This window comes from Pseudomonas indica NBRC 103045 (genome assembly GCF_002091635.1).
Classification (GTDB): domain Bacteria; phylum Pseudomonadota; class Gammaproteobacteria; order Pseudomonadales; family Pseudomonadaceae; genus Pseudomonas_M; species Pseudomonas_M indica.
On record NZ_BDAC01000012.1, the window covers coordinates 116,969 to 134,239 of the forward strand.

General features: G+C 64.4%; 15 protein-coding genes and 1 other RNA gene. 14 read left to right on the top strand and 2 right to left on the bottom strand.

What is annotated here, in order from left to right:
- Positions 1-19: 19 nt before the first annotated feature.
- Positions 20-385, bottom strand: coding sequence for a YraN family protein (locus PIN01S_RS15475; protein WP_084336596.1), 366 nt, complete (start codon positions 383-385; stop codon positions 20-22).
- Positions 385-2,196: a penicillin-binding protein activator gene (locus tag PIN01S_RS15480; RefSeq protein ID WP_084336598.1), complete on the bottom strand. Its 1,812-nt coding sequence runs from the start codon at positions 2,194-2,196 to the stop codon at positions 385-387. The genes PIN01S_RS15475 and PIN01S_RS15480 overlap by 1 nt, the downstream gene beginning before the upstream one ends.
- A 91-nt stretch (positions 2,197-2,287) precedes the next feature.
- Here PIN01S_RS15480 and rsmI point away from each other — a divergent pair, with 91 nt between their 5' ends.
- The 14 genes from rsmI (at position 2,288) to PIN01S_RS15550 (ending at position 17,271) form a co-directional block, all read left to right on the top strand.
- A complete protein-coding gene (rsmI, locus tag PIN01S_RS15485; RefSeq protein WP_169715835.1) occupies positions 2,288-3,193 on the top strand; it encodes a 16S rRNA (cytidine(1402)-2'-O)-methyltransferase in 906 nt (301 codons plus the stop codon).
- Positions 3,194-3,252: 59 nt separating this feature from the next.
- An RNA gene (gene rnpB, locus PIN01S_RS15490) (RNase P RNA component class A) lies at positions 3,253-3,610 on the top strand.
- Between the two features lie 304 nt (positions 3,611-3,914).
- The gene (mraZ, locus tag PIN01S_RS15495) at positions 3,915-4,370 is read left to right on the top strand and encodes a division/cell wall cluster transcriptional repressor MraZ (protein ID WP_084336600.1); all 456 of its coding nucleotides are present in this window, start codon (positions 3,915-3,917) and stop codon (positions 4,368-4,370) included.
- 2 nt (positions 4,371-4,372) lie between these two features.
- A complete protein-coding gene (rsmH, locus tag PIN01S_RS15500; protein WP_090257248.1) occupies positions 4,373-5,314 on the top strand; it encodes a 16S rRNA (cytosine(1402)-N(4))-methyltransferase RsmH in 942 nt (313 codons plus the stop codon).
- A complete protein-coding gene (gene ftsL / locus PIN01S_RS15505) occupies positions 5,311-5,604 on the top strand; it encodes a cell division protein FtsL (protein WP_084336604.1) in 294 nt (97 codons plus the stop codon). The genes rsmH and ftsL overlap by 4 nt, the downstream gene beginning before the upstream one ends.
- Entirely contained in the window at positions 5,601-7,331 is a 1,731-nt protein-coding gene (locus tag PIN01S_RS15510) for a peptidoglycan D,D-transpeptidase FtsI family protein (RefSeq protein ID WP_084336606.1), read from the top strand. The genes ftsL and PIN01S_RS15510 overlap by 4 nt, the downstream gene beginning before the upstream one ends.
- Positions 7,331-8,794, top strand: coding sequence for a UDP-N-acetylmuramoyl-L-alanyl-D-glutamate--2,6-diaminopimelate ligase (locus PIN01S_RS15515; RefSeq protein ID WP_084336608.1), 1,464 nt, complete (start codon positions 7,331-7,333; stop codon positions 8,792-8,794). Before PIN01S_RS15510 ends, PIN01S_RS15515 begins: the two co-directional genes overlap by 1 nt.
- On the top strand, positions 8,787-10,154 hold the full coding sequence (locus PIN01S_RS15520) for a UDP-N-acetylmuramoyl-tripeptide--D-alanyl-D-alanine ligase (RefSeq protein ID WP_084336610.1): 1,368 nt from the start codon (positions 8,787-8,789) through the stop codon (positions 10,152-10,154). Before PIN01S_RS15515 ends, PIN01S_RS15520 begins: the two co-directional genes overlap by 8 nt.
- A complete protein-coding gene (mraY, locus tag PIN01S_RS15525; RefSeq protein ID WP_084336612.1) occupies positions 10,155-11,237 on the top strand; it encodes a phospho-N-acetylmuramoyl-pentapeptide-transferase in 1,083 nt (360 codons plus the stop codon).
- A gap of 7 nt (positions 11,238-11,244) precedes the next feature.
- Positions 11,245-12,591 carry a UDP-N-acetylmuramoyl-L-alanine--D-glutamate ligase gene (gene murD / locus PIN01S_RS15530; protein WP_084336614.1) on the top strand — a complete coding sequence of 449 codons (1,347 nt, stop codon included), beginning with the start codon at positions 11,245-11,247 and terminating at the stop codon, positions 12,589-12,591.
- Entirely contained in the window at positions 12,591-13,814 is a 1,224-nt protein-coding gene (ftsW, locus tag PIN01S_RS15535; protein WP_084336616.1) for a putative lipid II flippase FtsW, read from the top strand. Before murD ends, ftsW begins: the two co-directional genes overlap by 1 nt.
- A complete protein-coding gene (gene murG / locus PIN01S_RS15540) occupies positions 13,804-14,874 on the top strand; it encodes an undecaprenyldiphospho-muramoylpentapeptide beta-N-acetylglucosaminyltransferase (protein ID WP_084336618.1) in 1,071 nt (356 codons plus the stop codon). Before ftsW ends, murG begins: the two co-directional genes overlap by 11 nt.
- Entirely contained in the window at positions 14,867-16,327 is a 1,461-nt protein-coding gene (gene murC / locus PIN01S_RS15545) for a UDP-N-acetylmuramate--L-alanine ligase (protein ID WP_084336620.1), read from the top strand. The genes murG and murC overlap by 8 nt, the downstream gene beginning before the upstream one ends.
- Complete coding sequence (locus PIN01S_RS15550) at positions 16,324-17,271, top strand: D-alanine--D-alanine ligase (RefSeq protein WP_084336622.1); 948 nt, start codon at positions 16,324-16,326, stop codon at positions 17,269-17,271. Before murC ends, PIN01S_RS15550 begins: the two co-directional genes overlap by 4 nt.

Consider the following 17,271-nt stretch of genomic DNA (forward strand, 5'->3'; position numbering starts at 1 on the left):
CCTTCAGTGGGGCGGCTGATCAGGTATCGAAGGCATTCTGGACCCAGTTCAGGCGCGGGGGCGAGCGACCATCATCATTGATGGCAACCACATCGAAGCGGCACGGGTATCTGGCCCAGCGCGCTTCCTTCTGCAGAAAAAGCTGAGCGGCGGTGGCGAGCTTGGCGCGCTTGCGCGCATCTACGCTTTCCAGTGCACCGCCCCAGGCGGAATGCCGTCTGTAGCGTACTTCGACGAATACTACTGTATCGCCATCGAGCATGACCAGATCGAGCTCGCCGCGCCGGCAGAGCCAGTTCTGCGTCAGCAGGCGCAGGCCTTGCTGCTGGAGATGCCGAAGCGCCAATGCTTCGGCGGATCGACCGCTGGCCTGCGTGCTGCCCATCAGTAGCTGTCGTCCGGCAGTCGCTGGACCTGGCCGTCGCGGAACTCCGCCCACGGCAGTTGGCGCTCGATGCGTTGCGCAGGGCTCAGGCTGAGGCGGCCGGAGAGGCCATCAATCTGGGTATCCGGCAGGGTCTTGAGCTGGCTCAGCCGGGGAGCGAGGCGGTAGGCGTCGACCCCCATGGCATAGAGTCGGCCGAGGCTGCCGCCGGCTTGCGGCCATTGCGCACTGACCTGCTGGCGGAGCGGATCGTTGACGTTCAGCAGCCAGGGGGTTTCGCAAAAACGGATGCCGTTCAGGTCGAGGTACTGGCGTTGTTCATTGCTGCCGGTGAACAGGTGTGAAGTGGCGTAGACGGGCACGTCTCCCGCGTACTGGAAGGCGAGAGTCGGCTTGATCTGCTGGGCCTGTTGTGGGGTGGCGGCGAGGAAGATGAAGTCCACGTCCTGGCGACGGGTCGGCTGCGCGGCGACCGATATGCCGAGCACATTCTGCAAGCGCTTGGCGCGTGCTTCGCTCTGGCGCAGTTGGAACAGGTCGGCGATCTGCTGGGCCAATTGCACCGGCTGCTCGACGTGCTCGGCGGCGATCAGGCTGCCGCCGGCCGCTTCCCAGCTCTGCCGGAACGCGCCCAATACCCGGTCGCCCCATTCGCCGCGGGGCACCAGGGCTACGGCGCGGCGCATGCCGTCTGCCCAGGCGCGCCGGGCTACTTCACGGGCTTCGTCTTCGGCGGCGAGGCCGAACTGGAACAGTTGTGCCGGGCCTTCCTGGCCTGCTTCGCTGTAGTTCAGCGCCAGGGTCGTGATCGGCAATTGCTCGTGATCGCTGAGTTGCTTGACCAGCGGCTTCTCCAGCGGGCCGACCACCAGTTGTACACCTTCGGCCTGGGCCTGGTGGTAGAAATCGTCCATGGAGCGCAACTGCGAGCTGTCGTACAGAACGATGTCCGGTGGGGTCTGGCCTGCCTGCTGGGCCTGGTAATGGGCAGCGAGGAAACCGTCGCGAAGGGCGCGGGATACCGACGCCAACTGGCCCTCCTGGGGCAACAGCAGGGCGATCTTGGTGAGCGGTTGGCTGGCGAGTTCCTTCAGCTTGACCAGGGCTTCCGGTAGTTGCTGGGCGGCAGGATGCTGAGGATTCTGGGTGCGCCAGGCGTCGATGGCAGCCTGCTGCTGCTCCAGGGTTGCCGAACTCTTGGTGATGCGCGCCAGTTCGAGCCAGCCGGTCAGGTCGGCGTCGCCATTCCCCTGTAGCTGGTCAAGCGGCAGGCTGGAGACCAATCCCCAGATCGCTTCCTGATTGGTGGTTTGCGCCTGGCCGCTGAGTAGCGGCGCGATGAATACGCGCTCCCGGGCGGCGGCCAGCGTCTGGCCGTCGGCTTCCAGGGCGGAGGCTCGCACCAGTTGAGTGCGAATTTGCTGTTCCACCGGCAACTCGCTCAGGTGGTCCAGGCTCGGGTGGCTCAAGGCCTTGAGGGCTGCCTTGGGCTGGTTGCGGGTCATGGCGAGTTCGGCCGCCAGTGTGCTGGCGAAAATCTGTTGTGCCGGCTTGAGCCCGTCCAGCGGTACCTGCTCGAGAATGCGCGTGGCGCGTCCCGTGTCCTTCTGTTTGTAGGCCAGATCGGCTGCCGACAGACGCAGCAGAGCCGCCTGCTCCGGCTTGCTCTCGGCTGCCTGTTGCAGCAGTTGCTCGATGCTGGCCTGGGGCGTGCGCGGCAACTCCCCGAGGCTGGACGTGGGCGAGCTACCGCAGGCGACCAGCAGGCCGGCTAGACACAGGGCGGAGAGCGGGCGCAGGCGAGCGATCATGTAAGCGTTCCTGTTTACTCGTGCAAATGAGTCCCGGATTGTACCCAAGCGTCACCGGGGGTGCGATGCCGATGGCATGAAACCGGCTACAATGCCCGCTTTCCATGTTGCGAGGTGTGTTGTGACGGCTCCGGGTGCTCTGAATTCCTCTGTCGGCACGCTCTTCGTTGTCGCCACACCGATCGGCAATCTGGACGACATCAGTGCGCGGGCGCTGCGGGTGTTGCGCGAGGTATCCCTGATCGCGGCGGAAGATACCCGTCATTCGGCCCGGCTGATGCAGCACTTCGGTATCTCCACGCCCTTGGCGGCCTGCCATGAGCATAACGAACGGGATCAGGGCGGTCGTTTTCTTGCCAGGCTGGAAGCGGGAGAAGATGTCGCGCTGATTTCCGATGCGGGTACGCCGCTGATTTCCGATCCGGGGTTCCATCTGGTCCGACAGGCGCGAGCGGCCGGAGTCCCCGTCGTGCCGGTTCCAGGCGCCTGTGCTCTGATTGCCGCACTATCGGCGGCGGGCTTGCCATCCGATCGCTTCGTCTTCGAAGGGTTCCTGCCGGCCAAGGCGGCTGCGCGCCGGGGGCGTCTGGCCTTGCTCAAAGAAGAGTCGCGCACGCTGATCTTCTATGAGGCGCCGCATCGGATTCTCGAGTGCATCGAGGATATGGAAGCGGCGTTCGGTGGTGACCGGCAGGCTGTCTTGGCGCGCGAGCTGACCAAGACCTTCGAGACGCTCAAGGGGCTGCCTCTAGCTGAGTTGCGCGCCTGGGTAGCAGCCGATAGCAATCAGCAGCGCGGCGAATGCGTGGTACTGGTGGAGGGCTGGCAGGCGCCCGAGGGGGACGAGGCCTTGAGTGCTGAGGCTTTGCGCGTGCTCGATCTGTTGTTGGCGGAGTTGCCGCTCAAGCGGGCGGCTGCGGTGGCGGCGGAGATAACCGGGGTGCGGAAGAACCTGCTCTATCAGGCGGCTCTGGAGCGCCGGCAAGGCGCGGATTGATTGCGGCGAACGGCACCGCGCTTGCAGCTTGTGGCTGGCGGCATTAACCTTGGCGGCGGAGAGTCGATCGGACAGTCGCTGTTCCATTTCGTTCCGCGAAATGGAAGGGAGGAAAGTCCGGGCTCCATAGGGCAGAGTGCCAGGTAACGCCTGGGAGGCGTGAGCCTACGGAAAGTGCCACAGAAAATAACCGCCTAAGCGCTTCGGCGCCGGTAAGGGTGAAAAGGTGCGGTAAGAGCGCACCGCACGGCTGGCAACAGTGCGTGGCTAGGTAAACCCCACTCGGAGCAAGACCAAATAGGGATCCCTTGCGTGGCCCGCGCTGGATCCGGGTAGGTTGCTAGAGGCGGCTAGTGATGGCCGTCGTAGAGGAATGACTGTCCTCGACAGAACCCGGCTTATAGATCGACTCTCCTCCTTTCTTTCTCCCGCGTTTCCCGCTCCGGCTTTTCTATACCAAAAAATTCTTACTCTTCAGACTTTACTTTAAGTTCCAGGCTTAGCTTTCTGGTTGTGTTCGTTTTTGTTCTCAAAACGACTCTCTTTATTCGCTCCGATTCCCTCAAAAGTTCTCTAAATCTCCGTCCTGTAAGGATTTTTCCGCTTCTGCGCGCCTTGACGCTGGGGTGGGCGCATTCCTATAGTGTGCGAAAGTGGCATGAAGTGGCATGAAGTGGGTTTTTAGGGCAGGGATAGCTAATCAGAGTGGGGAAGCGCAGCCGTGTTTCGCGGAGCTAACGCCATCAGTCTCGACGCCAAAGGGCGACTCGCGATGCCGAGCCGGTATCGTGACGAGCTCGTTTCGCGTTGTGCCGGGCAGCTCATCGTTACCATCGATGCCGTCGACCCCTGTCTGTGTGTCTATCCATTGCCGGAATGGGAGCTGATCGAAGCCAAGCTTCGCGAGCTGCCTTCCCTGCGCGAGGAAACCCGCCGCTTGCAACGTCTGCTGATCGGTAATGCCGTTGACCTCGAACTGGATGGCAGCGGCCGTTTTCTCGTGCCGCCGCGTTTGCGCGAGTACGCCCGTCTCGACAAGCGGGCGATGCTGGTCGGTCAACTGAATAAGTTCCAACTATGGGACGAAGATGCCTGGAACGCTGTGGCAGCAGCGGATCTGGCGGCCATTAAAGAGCCCGGCGGTCTGCCGGATGAATTGCGTGATCTGATCCTGTGACTATGACCAGCGGCTACCGCCACATCACCGTATTGCTTGACGAGGCTGTCGAGGCTCTCGCCGTGCGCGCGGACGGCTGCTATCTGGACGGCACCTTCGGTCGAGGCGGGCATAGCCGGCTGATCCTGGAGCGGCTTGGTCCGGGAGGGCGGTTGCTGGGTTTCGACAAGGATCCCCAGGCGATCGCGACGGGGCAAGCACTGGCGGCCGAAGACGGCCGCTTCGTCATTGTGCAACGCAGTTTTGCCGAGCTGGGCGACGAGGTCGCTGCGCGCGGTTTGTCCGGCAAGCTGTCCGGCGTTCTGCTCGACCTCGGTGTTTCCTCTCCGCAACTGGACGACCCGGAGCGCGGCTTCAGTTTCCTCAACGATGGCCCGTTGGATATGCGCATGGACCCGAGCCGGGGTATCAGCGCGGCCGACTGGATTGCCAGCGCCAGCGAGGACGAAATCGCCCGGGTGTTCAAGGAATACGGCGAAGAGCGCTTCGCCAAGCGCATGGCGCGTGCCGTGGTGCAGCGCCGTACGGAGAAGCCCTTCGTGCGCACCGCCGACCTGGCGGCCGTACTCAGTGCCGCGAATCCCGCCTGGGAAAAAGGCAAGAATCCCGCTACCCGTGCCTTTCAGGGCCTGCGTATCCATGTCAACAACGAGTTGGGCGATCTAGAGCAGGGACTTGCTGCTGCCCTGGAAGCGCTCGAGGTCGGCGGACGTCTGGTGGTGATCAGCTTCCATTCCCTGGAAGATCGCATCGTCAAGCAGTTCATGCGCCGCCAGGCCAAAGGCGAGGCGGATAATCTGCCCCGCGATCTGCCTGTCCGCCCTGCCGCGTTCGTTCCCCGCTTGAAGCTGCTCGGCAAACCGCAGTACGCCTCAGAGGCCGAAACCAAGGCCAATCCGCGCTCGCGCAGCGCGGTCATGCGCGTGGCGGAGAAGCTGCGATGAGCCGCGTCCTCCCCAAATCCATGCCGGCCGGCAGCTTTCTGTTGCTGTTGCTGTTCGTCGGGGTGCTGCTTTCCGCCATCGCGGTGTCCTATAGCGCGCATTGGAATCGCCAGTTGCTCAACGCGTTGTATGCGGAGCTGAGCGTGCGCGACAAGGCGCAGGCCGAATGGGGCCGACTGATCCTGGAGCAGAGCACCTGGACCGCGCATAACCGCATCGAGACGCTGGCGAGCGAGCGTCTGAAGATGCGCATTCCCGAGCCCGCTGAAGTGCGGATGGTGGCGCCATGATCAAGCTGGAAGGTGCGCTCTATCCCTGGCGCTTCCGCCTGGTCCTGGTCCTGCTCGCCTTGATGAGTGGGGCGATCGCCTGGCGCATCATCGATTTGCAAGTGGTGGACCGTGACTTCCTCAAGGAGCAGGGTGACGCCCGCAGCATGCGGCACATCCCGATTCCTGCGCACCGTGGTTTGATCACCGATCGCAACGGAGAGCCGTTGGCGGTGAGTACCCCGGTTATCACTCTGTGGGCCAACGGCAAGGAATTGCAGGCCGCCCGCGACCAATGGCCTCGGCTCGCCGCCGCGCTGGGCCAAGAGCCTACGACCTTCGCCCAGCGCCTCGAGCAGAATGCCGGGCGTGAATTCATGTATCTGGTCCGTGGCCTGACCCCGGAGAAGGGCCAGAGCATTCTCGATCTGAAAATTCCGGGCGTGTACTCCATCGAGGAGTTTCGTCGTTTCTACCCGGCCGGTGAAGTGACCGCGCACGTGGTTGGTTTCACCGATATCGACGACCGCGGGCGCGAAGGCATGGAACTGGCGTTCGATGAGTGGCTGGCCGGTGTGCCGGGTAAGCGCCAGGTCCTGAAGGACCGTCGTGGCCGCTTGATCAAGGACGTACAGGTGGTGAAGAACGCCAAGGCCGGCAAGGCCCTGGCACTGTCGATCGACTTGCGCCTGCAATACCTGGCTCATCGCGAACTGCGCAATGCCATGCAGGAGTTTGGCGCCAAAGCCGCCAGTCTGGTGATGATCGACGTGAAAACCGGCGAGATTCTCGCCATGGTCAACCAGCCCACCTATAACCCGAACAACCGTCGCAACCTGCAGCCGGCGGCGATGCGCAACCGGGCGATGATCGATGTGTTCGAGCCGGGCTCGACGGTCAAGCCGTTCTCCATCGCCGCTGCGCTGGGCACCGGGCGCTGGAAGCCGGAGTCGACCGTCGACACCTATCCCGGCAGCCTGCAGATCGGTCGCTACACCATCCGCGACGTATCGCGCGGAGGGGTGCTCAACCTGACCGGCATCCTGATGAAGTCGAGCAACGTAGGGATCAGCAAGATTGCCTTCGACATCGGTGCCGAACCGATCTATGCGGTCATGCAGCAGGCGGGTCTCGGCCAGGACACCGGATTAGGCTTCCCTGGCGAGCGCGTCGGCAACCTGCCCAATTACCGTGTCTGGAAGAAGGCCGAGACGGCGACCCTGGCCTACGGTTACGGCCTCTCCGTGACCGCCGTGCAATTGGCTCATGCCTATGCGGTGCTGGCCAACCAGGGGCAGAACGTACCGCTGTCCATGGTCCGTCTGGATAACAAGCCGGCGCCGACCCAGGTGATCGACCGGGAAATCGCCCACACCGTGCTGGGCATGCTGCAAGCGGTGGTGGAAGAACCGGGTGGCGGCGGCGCGCGCGCCAAGGTGCCGGGCTATCACGTCGGCGGCAAGAGCGGCACGGCGCGCAAGGCGGCGGTTGGCAGCAAAGGTTATGTCGAGCATGCCTATCGCTCGTTCTTCGCCGGCGTTGCGCCGATTGCCAACCCGCGTATCGCGGTGGTGGTGATGATCGACGAACCGAGTAATGGCGCCTATTACGGCGGCCTGGTTTCCGCACCGGTGTTCGGCAAGGTGATGGCCGGTGCGTTGCGCTTGATGAATATAGCCCCTGACGATCTGCCGCCAGCGGAAACCCAGACAGCGGATGCCAAAGACGGCAAAGGAGGGCGCACCTGATGCCCATGCCACTCAATCAATTGTTGCCTCAGGCCGAGAGCTCCGTGCTGATCCGCGAATTGACGCTGGACAGCCGGAAGGTGCGCCCGGGTGATCTGTTCCTCGCGGTCCCGGGTGGACGCCAGGATGGACGTGCTCATATCGCCGACGCCATCGCACGTGGTGCCGTAGCCGTGGCTTATGAAGCCGAGGGCGCGCCGATGCTGCAGGCGGACGGCGCGATATTGGTGCCGGTGAAGGAGCTGGCCGATCAACTGTCGGCCATTGCCGGTCGCTTTTACGGCGAGCCGAGTCGCGCGCTGCGGTTGGTCGGGGTCACCGGTACCAATGGCAAGACCAGCGTCAGCCAACTGGTGGCGCAGGCGCTTGATCGGCTCGGCGAGCGTTGCGGCATCATCGGCACCCTGGGTAGCGGTTTCCACGGCGAATTGAAAAGCGGCCTGCACACGACCCCCGACCCGATCGGCGTGCAAGCGGCCCTGGCGCAGCTCAAGCAGGCCGGTGCCCGCGCCGTGGCGATGGAAGTATCGTCCCATGGTCTCGATCAAGGTCGTGTGGCTGCGCTGGCCTTCGACGTCGCCGCGTTCACCAATCTGTCCCGCGATCACCTGGATTACCACGGCAGCATGGAAGCCTATGCCGCCGCAAAGGCCAGGCTGTTCGCCTGGCCGGAACTGAATTGCCGGGTGATCAATCTGGACGACGCGTTCGGCCGTGAGCTGGCAGGTCGCCAACACGATTCGCGGTTGATTTCCTACAGCCTGACCGATCCGGCCGCTTACCTGTTCTGCCGCGATGCCCATTTCAATGACGATGGCGTACGGGCTGACCTGATTACACCGCGTGGCGAGGGCATTCTGCGCAGCTCGCTGCTCGGCCGGTTCAACCTGAGCAATCTGCTGGCGGTAGTCGGCTGCTTGCTGGGCATGGACTATCCGCTGGACGAAATTCTTCGGGTGATGCCCGATCTGCAAGGTCCCGCAGGCCGTGTGCAGCGCCTCGGTGGCGGAGCGGCTCCGCTGGTGGTGGTGGATTACGCACACACCCCGGATGCCTTGGAGAAAGTGCTCGAAGCCTTGCGCCCGCATGCGAGCGGCCGCCTGTTGTGCCTGTTCGGCTGCGGCGGCGACCGCGATCGCGGCAAGCGTCCGCTGATGGCCGCGGTCGCCGAACGCCTGGCCGACGCCGTGCTGGTCACCGATGACAATCCGCGCAGCGAAGATCCGGCGCAGATCGTCGCCGACATCCGGGCGGGTTTCAGTGCGCCGGAACGCGTCGAGTTCATGCACGGGCGCGGCCACGCCATCAGCCACCTGGTCGCCTCCGCTCAAGTTGGCGATGTCGTCGTGCTGGCCGGCAAGGGGCACGAGGACTACCAGGAGATCGATGGGGTCCGTCAGCCGTTCTCCGACCTGAACGAAGCCAGCCAGGCGCTGGCCGCCTGGGAGGTCGCCCATGCTTAAGCCGTTGCTTCTCAGCGAAATCGCCGATGCGCTCAGTGGGCGTCTGGTCGGGAATGATGTCGGCTTCTCTTCGGTGAGCACTGACAGCCGGGCGATTCAGCAGGGCCAGTTGTTCATTGCCCTGACCGGGCCGCGCTTCGACGGTCATGATTACCTGGGCGAAGTCGCTGGGAAGGGTGCCGTTGCGGCGCTGGTCGAGCGGGAAGTGCCGAATGTGGAGCTGCCGCAATTGGTGGTGCGCGATACCCGCATGGCTCTCGGTCAGCTCGGTGCGCTGAACCGCCAGGTATTCGCCGGCAAGGTCGCGGCGGTGACCGGCTCCAGCGGCAAGACCAGCGTCAAGGAGATGCTTGCCAACATCCTGCGGACCCAGGGGCCGGTACTGGCGACCCGCGGCAATCTGAACAACGACCTCGGTGTGCCGCTGACCCTGCTCGAACTGGCGCCCGAACATCAGGGCGCGGTAATCGAACTGGGCGCCAATCGGGTTGGAGAGATTGCCTACACCGTCAGCCTTACCCAGCCCCAGGTGGCGATCATCACCAACGCCGGTAGCGCCCACGTCGGTGAGTTCGGCGGTCCGGACAAGATCGTCCAGGCCAAAGGCGAGATTCTCGAGGGGCTGGGCAGTGGCGGTACCGCCGTGCTCAACCGCGATGACAAGGCGTTCTCCATCTGGCAGGCCCGCTCCAAGGGCGACAGGGTGCTCAGCTTTTCCCTGGGCGACGCTTCGGCCGATTTCCGCGCCAGCGAGCTGGCTCGTGACGCCCGTGGTTGTGTGGCATTCACTCTGCAGGGGCTCGCCGGGACCGCACGTATCCAGCTCAACCTGCTGGGGACACACAACGTAGCCAATGCCCTGGCCGCCGCCGCTGCCGCCTATGCGCTGGGCGTACCGCTGGTCGGGATCGTTTCCGGGCTCGAGAGCCTGCAGCCGGTCAAGGGACGCGCCGTAGCGCAGTTGGCGCCGGACGGCACGCGGGTGATCGACGACAGCTATAACGCCAACCCCGCCTCCATGTGCGCGGCCGTTGATATACTCGCCGGTTTTTCCGGGCGCACCGTTCTGGTGCTCGGAGATATGGGCGAACTGGGCGAATGGGCTGAGCGGGGACACCGCGAAGTCGGCGCCTATGCGGCCGGTAAGGTCGATGCTCTCTACGCGGTGGGGCCATTGATGGCCCATGCGGTGAAGGCATTCGGCAGCCAGGGGCGCCATTTCGCCGACCAGGCCGCCCTGATCGAGGCGCTACGCGCCGAGCAGGGCCAGAACACCACCATTTTAATAAAGGGCTCGCGCAGCGCGGCGATGGAAAAAGTCGTCGCGGCGCTCTGCGGTACCGGCGAGGGGAGTCATTAAATGCTGCTGCTGCTGGCAGAGTATCTGCAACAGTTCTACAAAGGCTTCGCGGTCTTCCAGTACCTGACGCTGCGCGGGATTCTGGGCGTGCTGACTGCGCTGGCACTGTCGCTCTGGCTGGGCCCCTGGATGATCCGCACCCTGCAGATCCGCCAGATCGGCCAGGCAGTGCGCAACGACGGCCCGCAATCGCACCTGTCCAAATCCGGTACGCCGACCATGGGCGGTGCGCTGATCCTGTCCGCCATCACCATCAGCACCCTGCTGTGGGCGGACTTGAGCAACCGTTATGTCTGGGTCGTACTGGGCGTGACCCTGCTGTTCGGCGGTATCGGCTGGGTGGACGACTACCGCAAGGTGATCGAGAAGAACTCCCGCGGCCTGCCGAGCCGCTGGAAGTATTTCTGGCAATCGGTATTCGGTATCGGCGCGGCGGTCTTCCTTTATATGACTGCACAGACGCCGATCGAAACCACGCTGATCCTGCCGCTGCTGAAGAACATCGAGATCCCGCTGGGGATTTTCTTCGTGGTGCTGACCTATTTCGTCATCGTCGGTTCGAGCAACGCGGTGAACCTCACCGATGGCCTGGATGGGCTGGCGATCATGCCGACCGTCATGGTGGGCAGCGGTCTGGGTATCTTCTGCTATCTCTCCGGTAACGCGCGGTTCGCCGAATACCTGCTGATTCCCTACGTGCCGGGCGCCGGCGAGCTGATCGTGTTCTGCGGCGCGTTGATCGGTGCCGGTCTGGGATTTCTCTGGTTTAACACCTATCCGGCCCAGGTCTTCATGGGGGATGTGGGCGCGCTGGCGTTGGGTGCGGCGCTCGGCACCATCGCCGTGATCGTTCGCCAGGAGATCGTGCTGTTCATCATGGGCGGGGTGTTCGTCATGGAAACCCTGTCGGTGATGATCCAGGTCGCGTCCTTCAAGTTGACCGGCCGGCGTGTGTTCCGCATGGCGCCGATTCATCACCATTTCGAACTGAAGGGCTGGCCCGAGCCGCGTGTGATCGTGCGCTTCTGGATCATCACGGTGATCCTGGTGCTGATCGGCCTCGCCACCCTGAAACTGCGTTGAGGACGAGATGAGCCTGATCGCTTCCGACCATTTCCGCATCGTTGTCGGCCTCGGCAAGAGCGGCATGTCCCTGGTGCGCTTCCTGGCGCGCCAAGGCTTGCCCTTTGCTGTTGCCGATACGCGCGAGAATCCGCCGGAACTGGCCGCCCTCAAGACGCAGTTCCCGCAGGTCGAGGTGCGTTGCGGTGCGCTGGACGTGGAATTCCTGTCCCGAGCCGGCGAGCTGTACGTCAGTCCGGGCCTGGCATTGGCTACGCCGGCGCTGCGTGAAGTCGCGGCGCGGGGCGTGAAGATGTCCGGCGATATCGACCTGTTCGTCCGTCATGCCAAGGCACCAATCGTCGCCATCACCGGCTCCAACGCCAAGAGCACCGTGACCACGCTGGTCGGCGAAATGGCCGCGGCGGCGGGGCGCAAGGTCGCGGTCGGCGGCAACCTGGGCACGCCGGCGCTGGACTTGCTGGATGATGCGGTGGAGCTCTACGTGCTCGAGTTGTCGAGTTTCCAGTTGGAGACCACCGAGCGGATGAATGCCGAGGTCGCCACCTGCCTGAACGTCAGCGAAGACCACATGGACCGCTATGACGATCTGCAGGCCTACCACCTGGCCAAGCACCGTATCTTCCGTGGCGCCCGCCAGGTGGTGGTGAACCGTCAGGACGCGTTGTCCCGGCCGCTGATCGCCGATCAGGTGCCGTGCTGGACCTTCGGCCTGGACAAACCGGACTTCAAGGGCTTCGGCTTGATCGAGGAAAACGGCGAGAAGCACCTGGCCTTCCAGTTCCAGGCCTTGATGCCGGTGCGTGAGTTGAAGATGCGTGGCGCGCACAACCAGGCCAATGCCCTGGCTGCGCTAGCTCTTGGCCATGCCGTGGGCCTGCCGTTCGAGCCGATGCTGGATACGCTGCGTGGCTTCACCGGCCTGCCGCATCGCTGCCAGTGGGTGCGCGAGCGCAACGGTGTTAATTATTACGACGACTCCAAGGCCACCAACGTCGGTGCGGCGCTGGCGGCCATCGAAGGACTGGGGGCAGACATTCCCGGCAAGCTGGTGCTGATCGCCGGTGGCGACGGCAAGGGGGCGGACTTTTCCGCCCTGCGTACGCCGGTGGGCCGCTTCTGCCGGGCCGTGGTGTTGCTCGGCCGCGATGCCGAGCGTCTGGCCGAAGCATTGGACGGAGCGGCACCGCTGGTGCGGGTGAAGACGCTCGACGAGGCTGTCCGGAATGCGGCCGAACTGGCGTCGTCCGGCGATGCGGTACTGCTGTCGCCCGCCTGCGCCAGCCTGGACATGTTCAAGAATTTCGAAGAGCGCGGACGTCTGTTCGCCCAGGCTGCGGAGGGGTTGCACTGATGCTGTCCCTGCTGCGTCCGTACCCGTCCCCGCTGTTCAGCCGTCGCGGTCTGGATGTCGACTTCCCCTTGCTGGCCGGTTGTCTGGCGCTGCTCGGCCTGGGGCTGGTGATGATCACCTCGGCATCCTCCGAAGTGGCTGCCGCGCTATCCGGCAATCCGCTGTATCACATGATCCGCCACCTGGTTTATCTGGTGATCGGACTCGGTGTCTGCGGACTGGTGCTGATGATTCCGCTGTCCACCTGGCAGCGCCTGGGCTGGGTCCTGTTGATCGGCGCCTTCGGGTTGCTGGTGCTGGTGCTGGTGCCGCATATCGGGCGCGAGGTGAACGGCTCCATGCGCTGGATCGGCTTCGGTGCGTTCAACGTCCAGCCCTCGGAAATCGCCAAGGTCTTCGTGGTGCTCTACCTCGCCGGTTATCTGGTCCGCCGCCAGGAAGAGGTGCGCGAGAGCTGGGCCGGCTTCTTCAAGCCGTTCGTCGTGCTGCTGCCGATGGCCGGCCTGCTGCTGTTGGAGCCCGACTTCGGTGCCACCGTGGTCATGATGGGTTCGGCCGCCGCCATGTTGTTCCTCGGCGGTGTCGGTCTGTTCCGCTTCAGCTTGATGGTGGCGCTGGCCGTGGGTGCGGTGTTCGTCCTGGTACAGACCCAGGAGTACCGCCTGCAACGCCTGATCACTTTCACCGACCCCTGGGCCGACCAGTTCGGTTCCGGCTACCAGTTGACCCAGGCACTGATCGCCTTCGGTCGGGGCGAATGGTTCGGCGTCGGGCTGGGCAACAGTATCCAGAAGCAGTTCTACCTGCCCGAGGCGCATACCGATTTCGTCTACGCGGTGCTTGCCGAAGAACTTGGCATGGTCGGCGCCTTGGCGACCCTGGGGCTGTTCCTCTTCGTCAGCGTGCGTGCCTTGTACATCGGGTTGTGGGCGGAGAAGGCCAAGCAGTTCTTCGCCGCCTATACGGCCTATGGTCTGGCGTTTCTCTGGATTGGCCAGTTCCTGATCAATATCGGTGTGAACATCGGCCTGTTGCCCACCAAGGGCCTGACCTTGCCGTTCCTCAGCTACGGCGGCAGCTCGCTGGTGATCTGCTGCCTCAGCCTCGGCCTGTTGCTGCGTATCGAATGGGAGCGCCGCACTGTGCTGGGGACAGAGGATGTGGAGTTTGCCGAAGAAGATTTTCCCGAAGACGGCACGGAGGGTGTGAGCCATGCCCGCTAACGTGCTGATCATGGCGGGGGGCACCGGGGGCCATGTGTTCCCGGCACTCGCCTGCGCCCAGGAGTTCAAGGCGCGTGGTTATTCCGTGCATTGGCTGGGAACGCCGCGCGGTATCGAAAACGATCTGGTGCCCCAGGCCGGTCTGCCGTTGCACCTGATCCAGGTCAGCGGCTTGCGCGGCAAGGGCATTGCGTCGCTGCTGAAGGCGCCGTTCCAGTTGATCAAGGCGCTGTTCCAGGCGCGTCGGGTGATGCGCGAGTTGCAGCCGGTCTGTGTGTTGGGCATGGGCGGCTACGTGACCGGGCCGGGCGGCCTGGCTGCACGGCTGGCTGGCGTGCCACTGATCATTCACGAGCAGAACGCCGTGGCCGGGACTGCCAACCGTGCCCTGGCTCCGCTTTCGAGCCGGGTATGCGAGGCCTTCCCGGAAACCTTCGCCACGTCTGCCAAGCGTCGCACCACCGGCAACCCGGTGCGCGAGGAACTGTTCCTGGAAACGCCACGCCAGACGCTGCAAGGCCGCAAGCCGCGCTTGCTGATCCTGGGCGGCAGCCTGGGCGCCGAGCCACTCAACAAGCTGCTGCCGGAGGCGTTGGCCCAGGTGTCTGCGGAGTTGCGTCCCGAGGTGTTCCATCAGGCCGGCAGGCAGCACCACGAGATCACCGTCGAGCGCTACCGCGCCGTCGGAGTCGAGGCCGAGGTGGCGCCCTTCATCAAGGACATGGCGCGGGCCTACGCCTGGGCCGATCTGGTGATCTGCCGCGCCGGCGCGCTCACCGTCAGCGAACTGGCCGCCGCCGGGCTGCCGTCGTTCCTGGTGCCGTTGCCGCATGCGATCGACGACCACCAGACCCGTAACGCCGATTATCTGGCGAAGGAGGGCGCCGCCGTCCTTCTGCCGCAACGCACGACTGACGCCGCCACGCTGGCCGCGCAGCTGACCGAGGTTTTGATGCAACCGGAAAAACTCAAGGCCATGGGCGCGACAGCCCGCCGTCTGGCCAAGCCCGACGCCACCCGCAGCGTGGTGGATATCTGTCTGGAGGTGGCCCATGGCTAAATCGCCCGCTGCAGCCAAAGCCGAGATCCGCCGCATGCGCCGCATCCGTCGCATCCACTTCGTCGGGATCGGCGGTGCAGGCATGTGTGGTATCGCCGAAGTGCTGCTGAACCTCGGCTACGAAGTTTCCGGCTCCGACCTTAAGGCCTCCGCGGTGACCGAGCGCCTGGAGAGTTTCGGTGCGCAGGTATTCATCGGCCACCGTGCCGAGAATGCCGAACAGGCTGACGTGCTGGTGGTTTCCAGCGCGATCAATACCGCCAACCCGGAAGTCGCGACGGCCCTGGCACGGCGCATTCCCGTGGTTCCGCGCGCCGAAATGCTCGCCGAGCTGATGCGCTATCGCCACGGCATCGCGGTGGCCGGCACCCACGGCAAGACCACTACTACCAGCCTGATCGCCTCGGTGTTCGCCGCTGGCGGGCTCGACCCGACCTTCGTCATCGGTGGCCGGCTGAATGCCGCCGGTACCAACGCGCAGCTGGGCACCAGCCGCTATCTGGTGGCCGAGGCCGACGAAAGCGATGCCAGCTTCCTGCATCTGCAGCCGATGGTCGCCGTGGTGACCAACATCGATGCGGATCACATGAGCACCTATGAAGGCGACTTCAACAAGCTGAAGAAGACCTTCATCGAATTCCTCCACAACCTGCCGTTCTACGGTCTGGCGGTGGTCTGCGTGGACGACCCGGTGGTGCGCGAAATCCTGCCGCAGGTGGCGCGCCCGACCCTGACCTACGGCTTCGCCGAGAACGCCGACGTGCGCGCCATCAACGTGCGCCAGGAAGGCATGCGTACCTACTTCACCGTGCTGCGCAAGGATCGTGAGCCGCTGGACGTCTCGGTGAACATGCCGGGCAACCACAACGTGCTCAACGCCCTGGCGACCATCGCTATCGCCACCGACGAAGGCATCAGCGACGACGCGATCGTCCAGGGGCTGTCGGGCTTCCAAGGCGTGGGCCGGCGTTTCCAGGTCTACGGCGAGCTGCCGGTGGATGGCGGTAGCGTGATGCTGGTGGACGACTACGGACACCATCCGCGCGAAGTGGCGGCGGTGATCAAGGCGGTACGCGGTGGCTGGCCGGAGCGCCGGCTGGTGATCGTCTACCAGCCGCATCGCTATACCCGCACCCGCGATCTCTATGACGACTTCGTGCAGGTCCTCGGAGAGGCCAACGTCCTGTTGCTGATGGAGGTCTATCCGGCGGGCGAGGAACCGATCCCCGGCGCCGACAGCCGTCATCTGTGCCACAGCATCCGCCAGCGCGGCCAACTGGACCCGATCTACGTCGAGCGTGGCGTCGACCTGGCGCCGACGCTCAAGCCGCTGCTGCGTGCCGGTGACATCCTGCTTTGCCAAGGGGCCGGCGACATCGGCGGCCTGGCACCGCAACTGATCCAGAGCCCTCTGTTCGCCGCCAGTGAAGCCGGCGAAAGGAGTTCGAAATGAGTGTCGAACTGAAATCCACCCTCGATCCTAGGGCCTTCGGACGCGTCGCCGTGCTTTATGGCGGCCGCAGTGCCGAACGCGAGGTCTCCCTGAAATCCGGTGCCATGGTGCTGCAGGCCCTGCAGACCGCTGGCGTGGATGCGTTCGGTATCGATGTTGGCGAGGATTTCCTGCAACGCCTGTTGGCCGAGCGGATCGACCGCGCCTTCATCGTCCTGCATGGACGGGGTGGCGAAGATGGCAGCATGCAGGGCTTGCTGGAGTGCGCCGGAATCCCCTACACGGGCAGCGGCATCCTGGCTTCCGCGCTGGCGATGGACAAGCTGCGCACCAAGCAGGTGTGGCACAGCCTCGGCCTGCCGACGCCGCGCCACGCCGTGCTCGCCAATGAATCCGACTGCCGGTCGGCTGCGGCGGAACTGGGCTTTCCGTTGATCGTCAAACCGGCCCATGAAGGTTCCAGTATCGGCATGGCCAAGGTGACCAGCGTGGAAGAGCTGATCGCCGCCTGGCAGGCTGCCAGCAGTTTCGATTCCCAAGTCCTGGTCGAGCAGTGGATCAACGGCCCCGAGTTCACCATCGCCATGCTGCGTGGGCAGGTGCTGCCGCCGATCGGCCTGGGTACGCCGCACAGCTTCTACGACTACGACGCCAAGTACCTGGCCTCCGATACCCAGTACCGGATTCCCTGCGGCCTGGACGCGGCCAAGGAAGACGAGTTGAAGGTCCTGACCGCCCGCGCCTGCGAAGCGGTCGGCACCCAGGGCTGGGCGCGCGTCGATGTGATGCAGGACAGTGCCGGCCAATTCTGGCTGCTCGAAGTGAACACGGTTCCCGGCATGACCGACCACAGCCTGGTGCCCATGGCTGCACGCGCGGCCGGGCTGGATTTCCAGCAATTGGTGCTGGCGATCCTGGCCGATAGCGTCGAGGCGAGGGGCTGA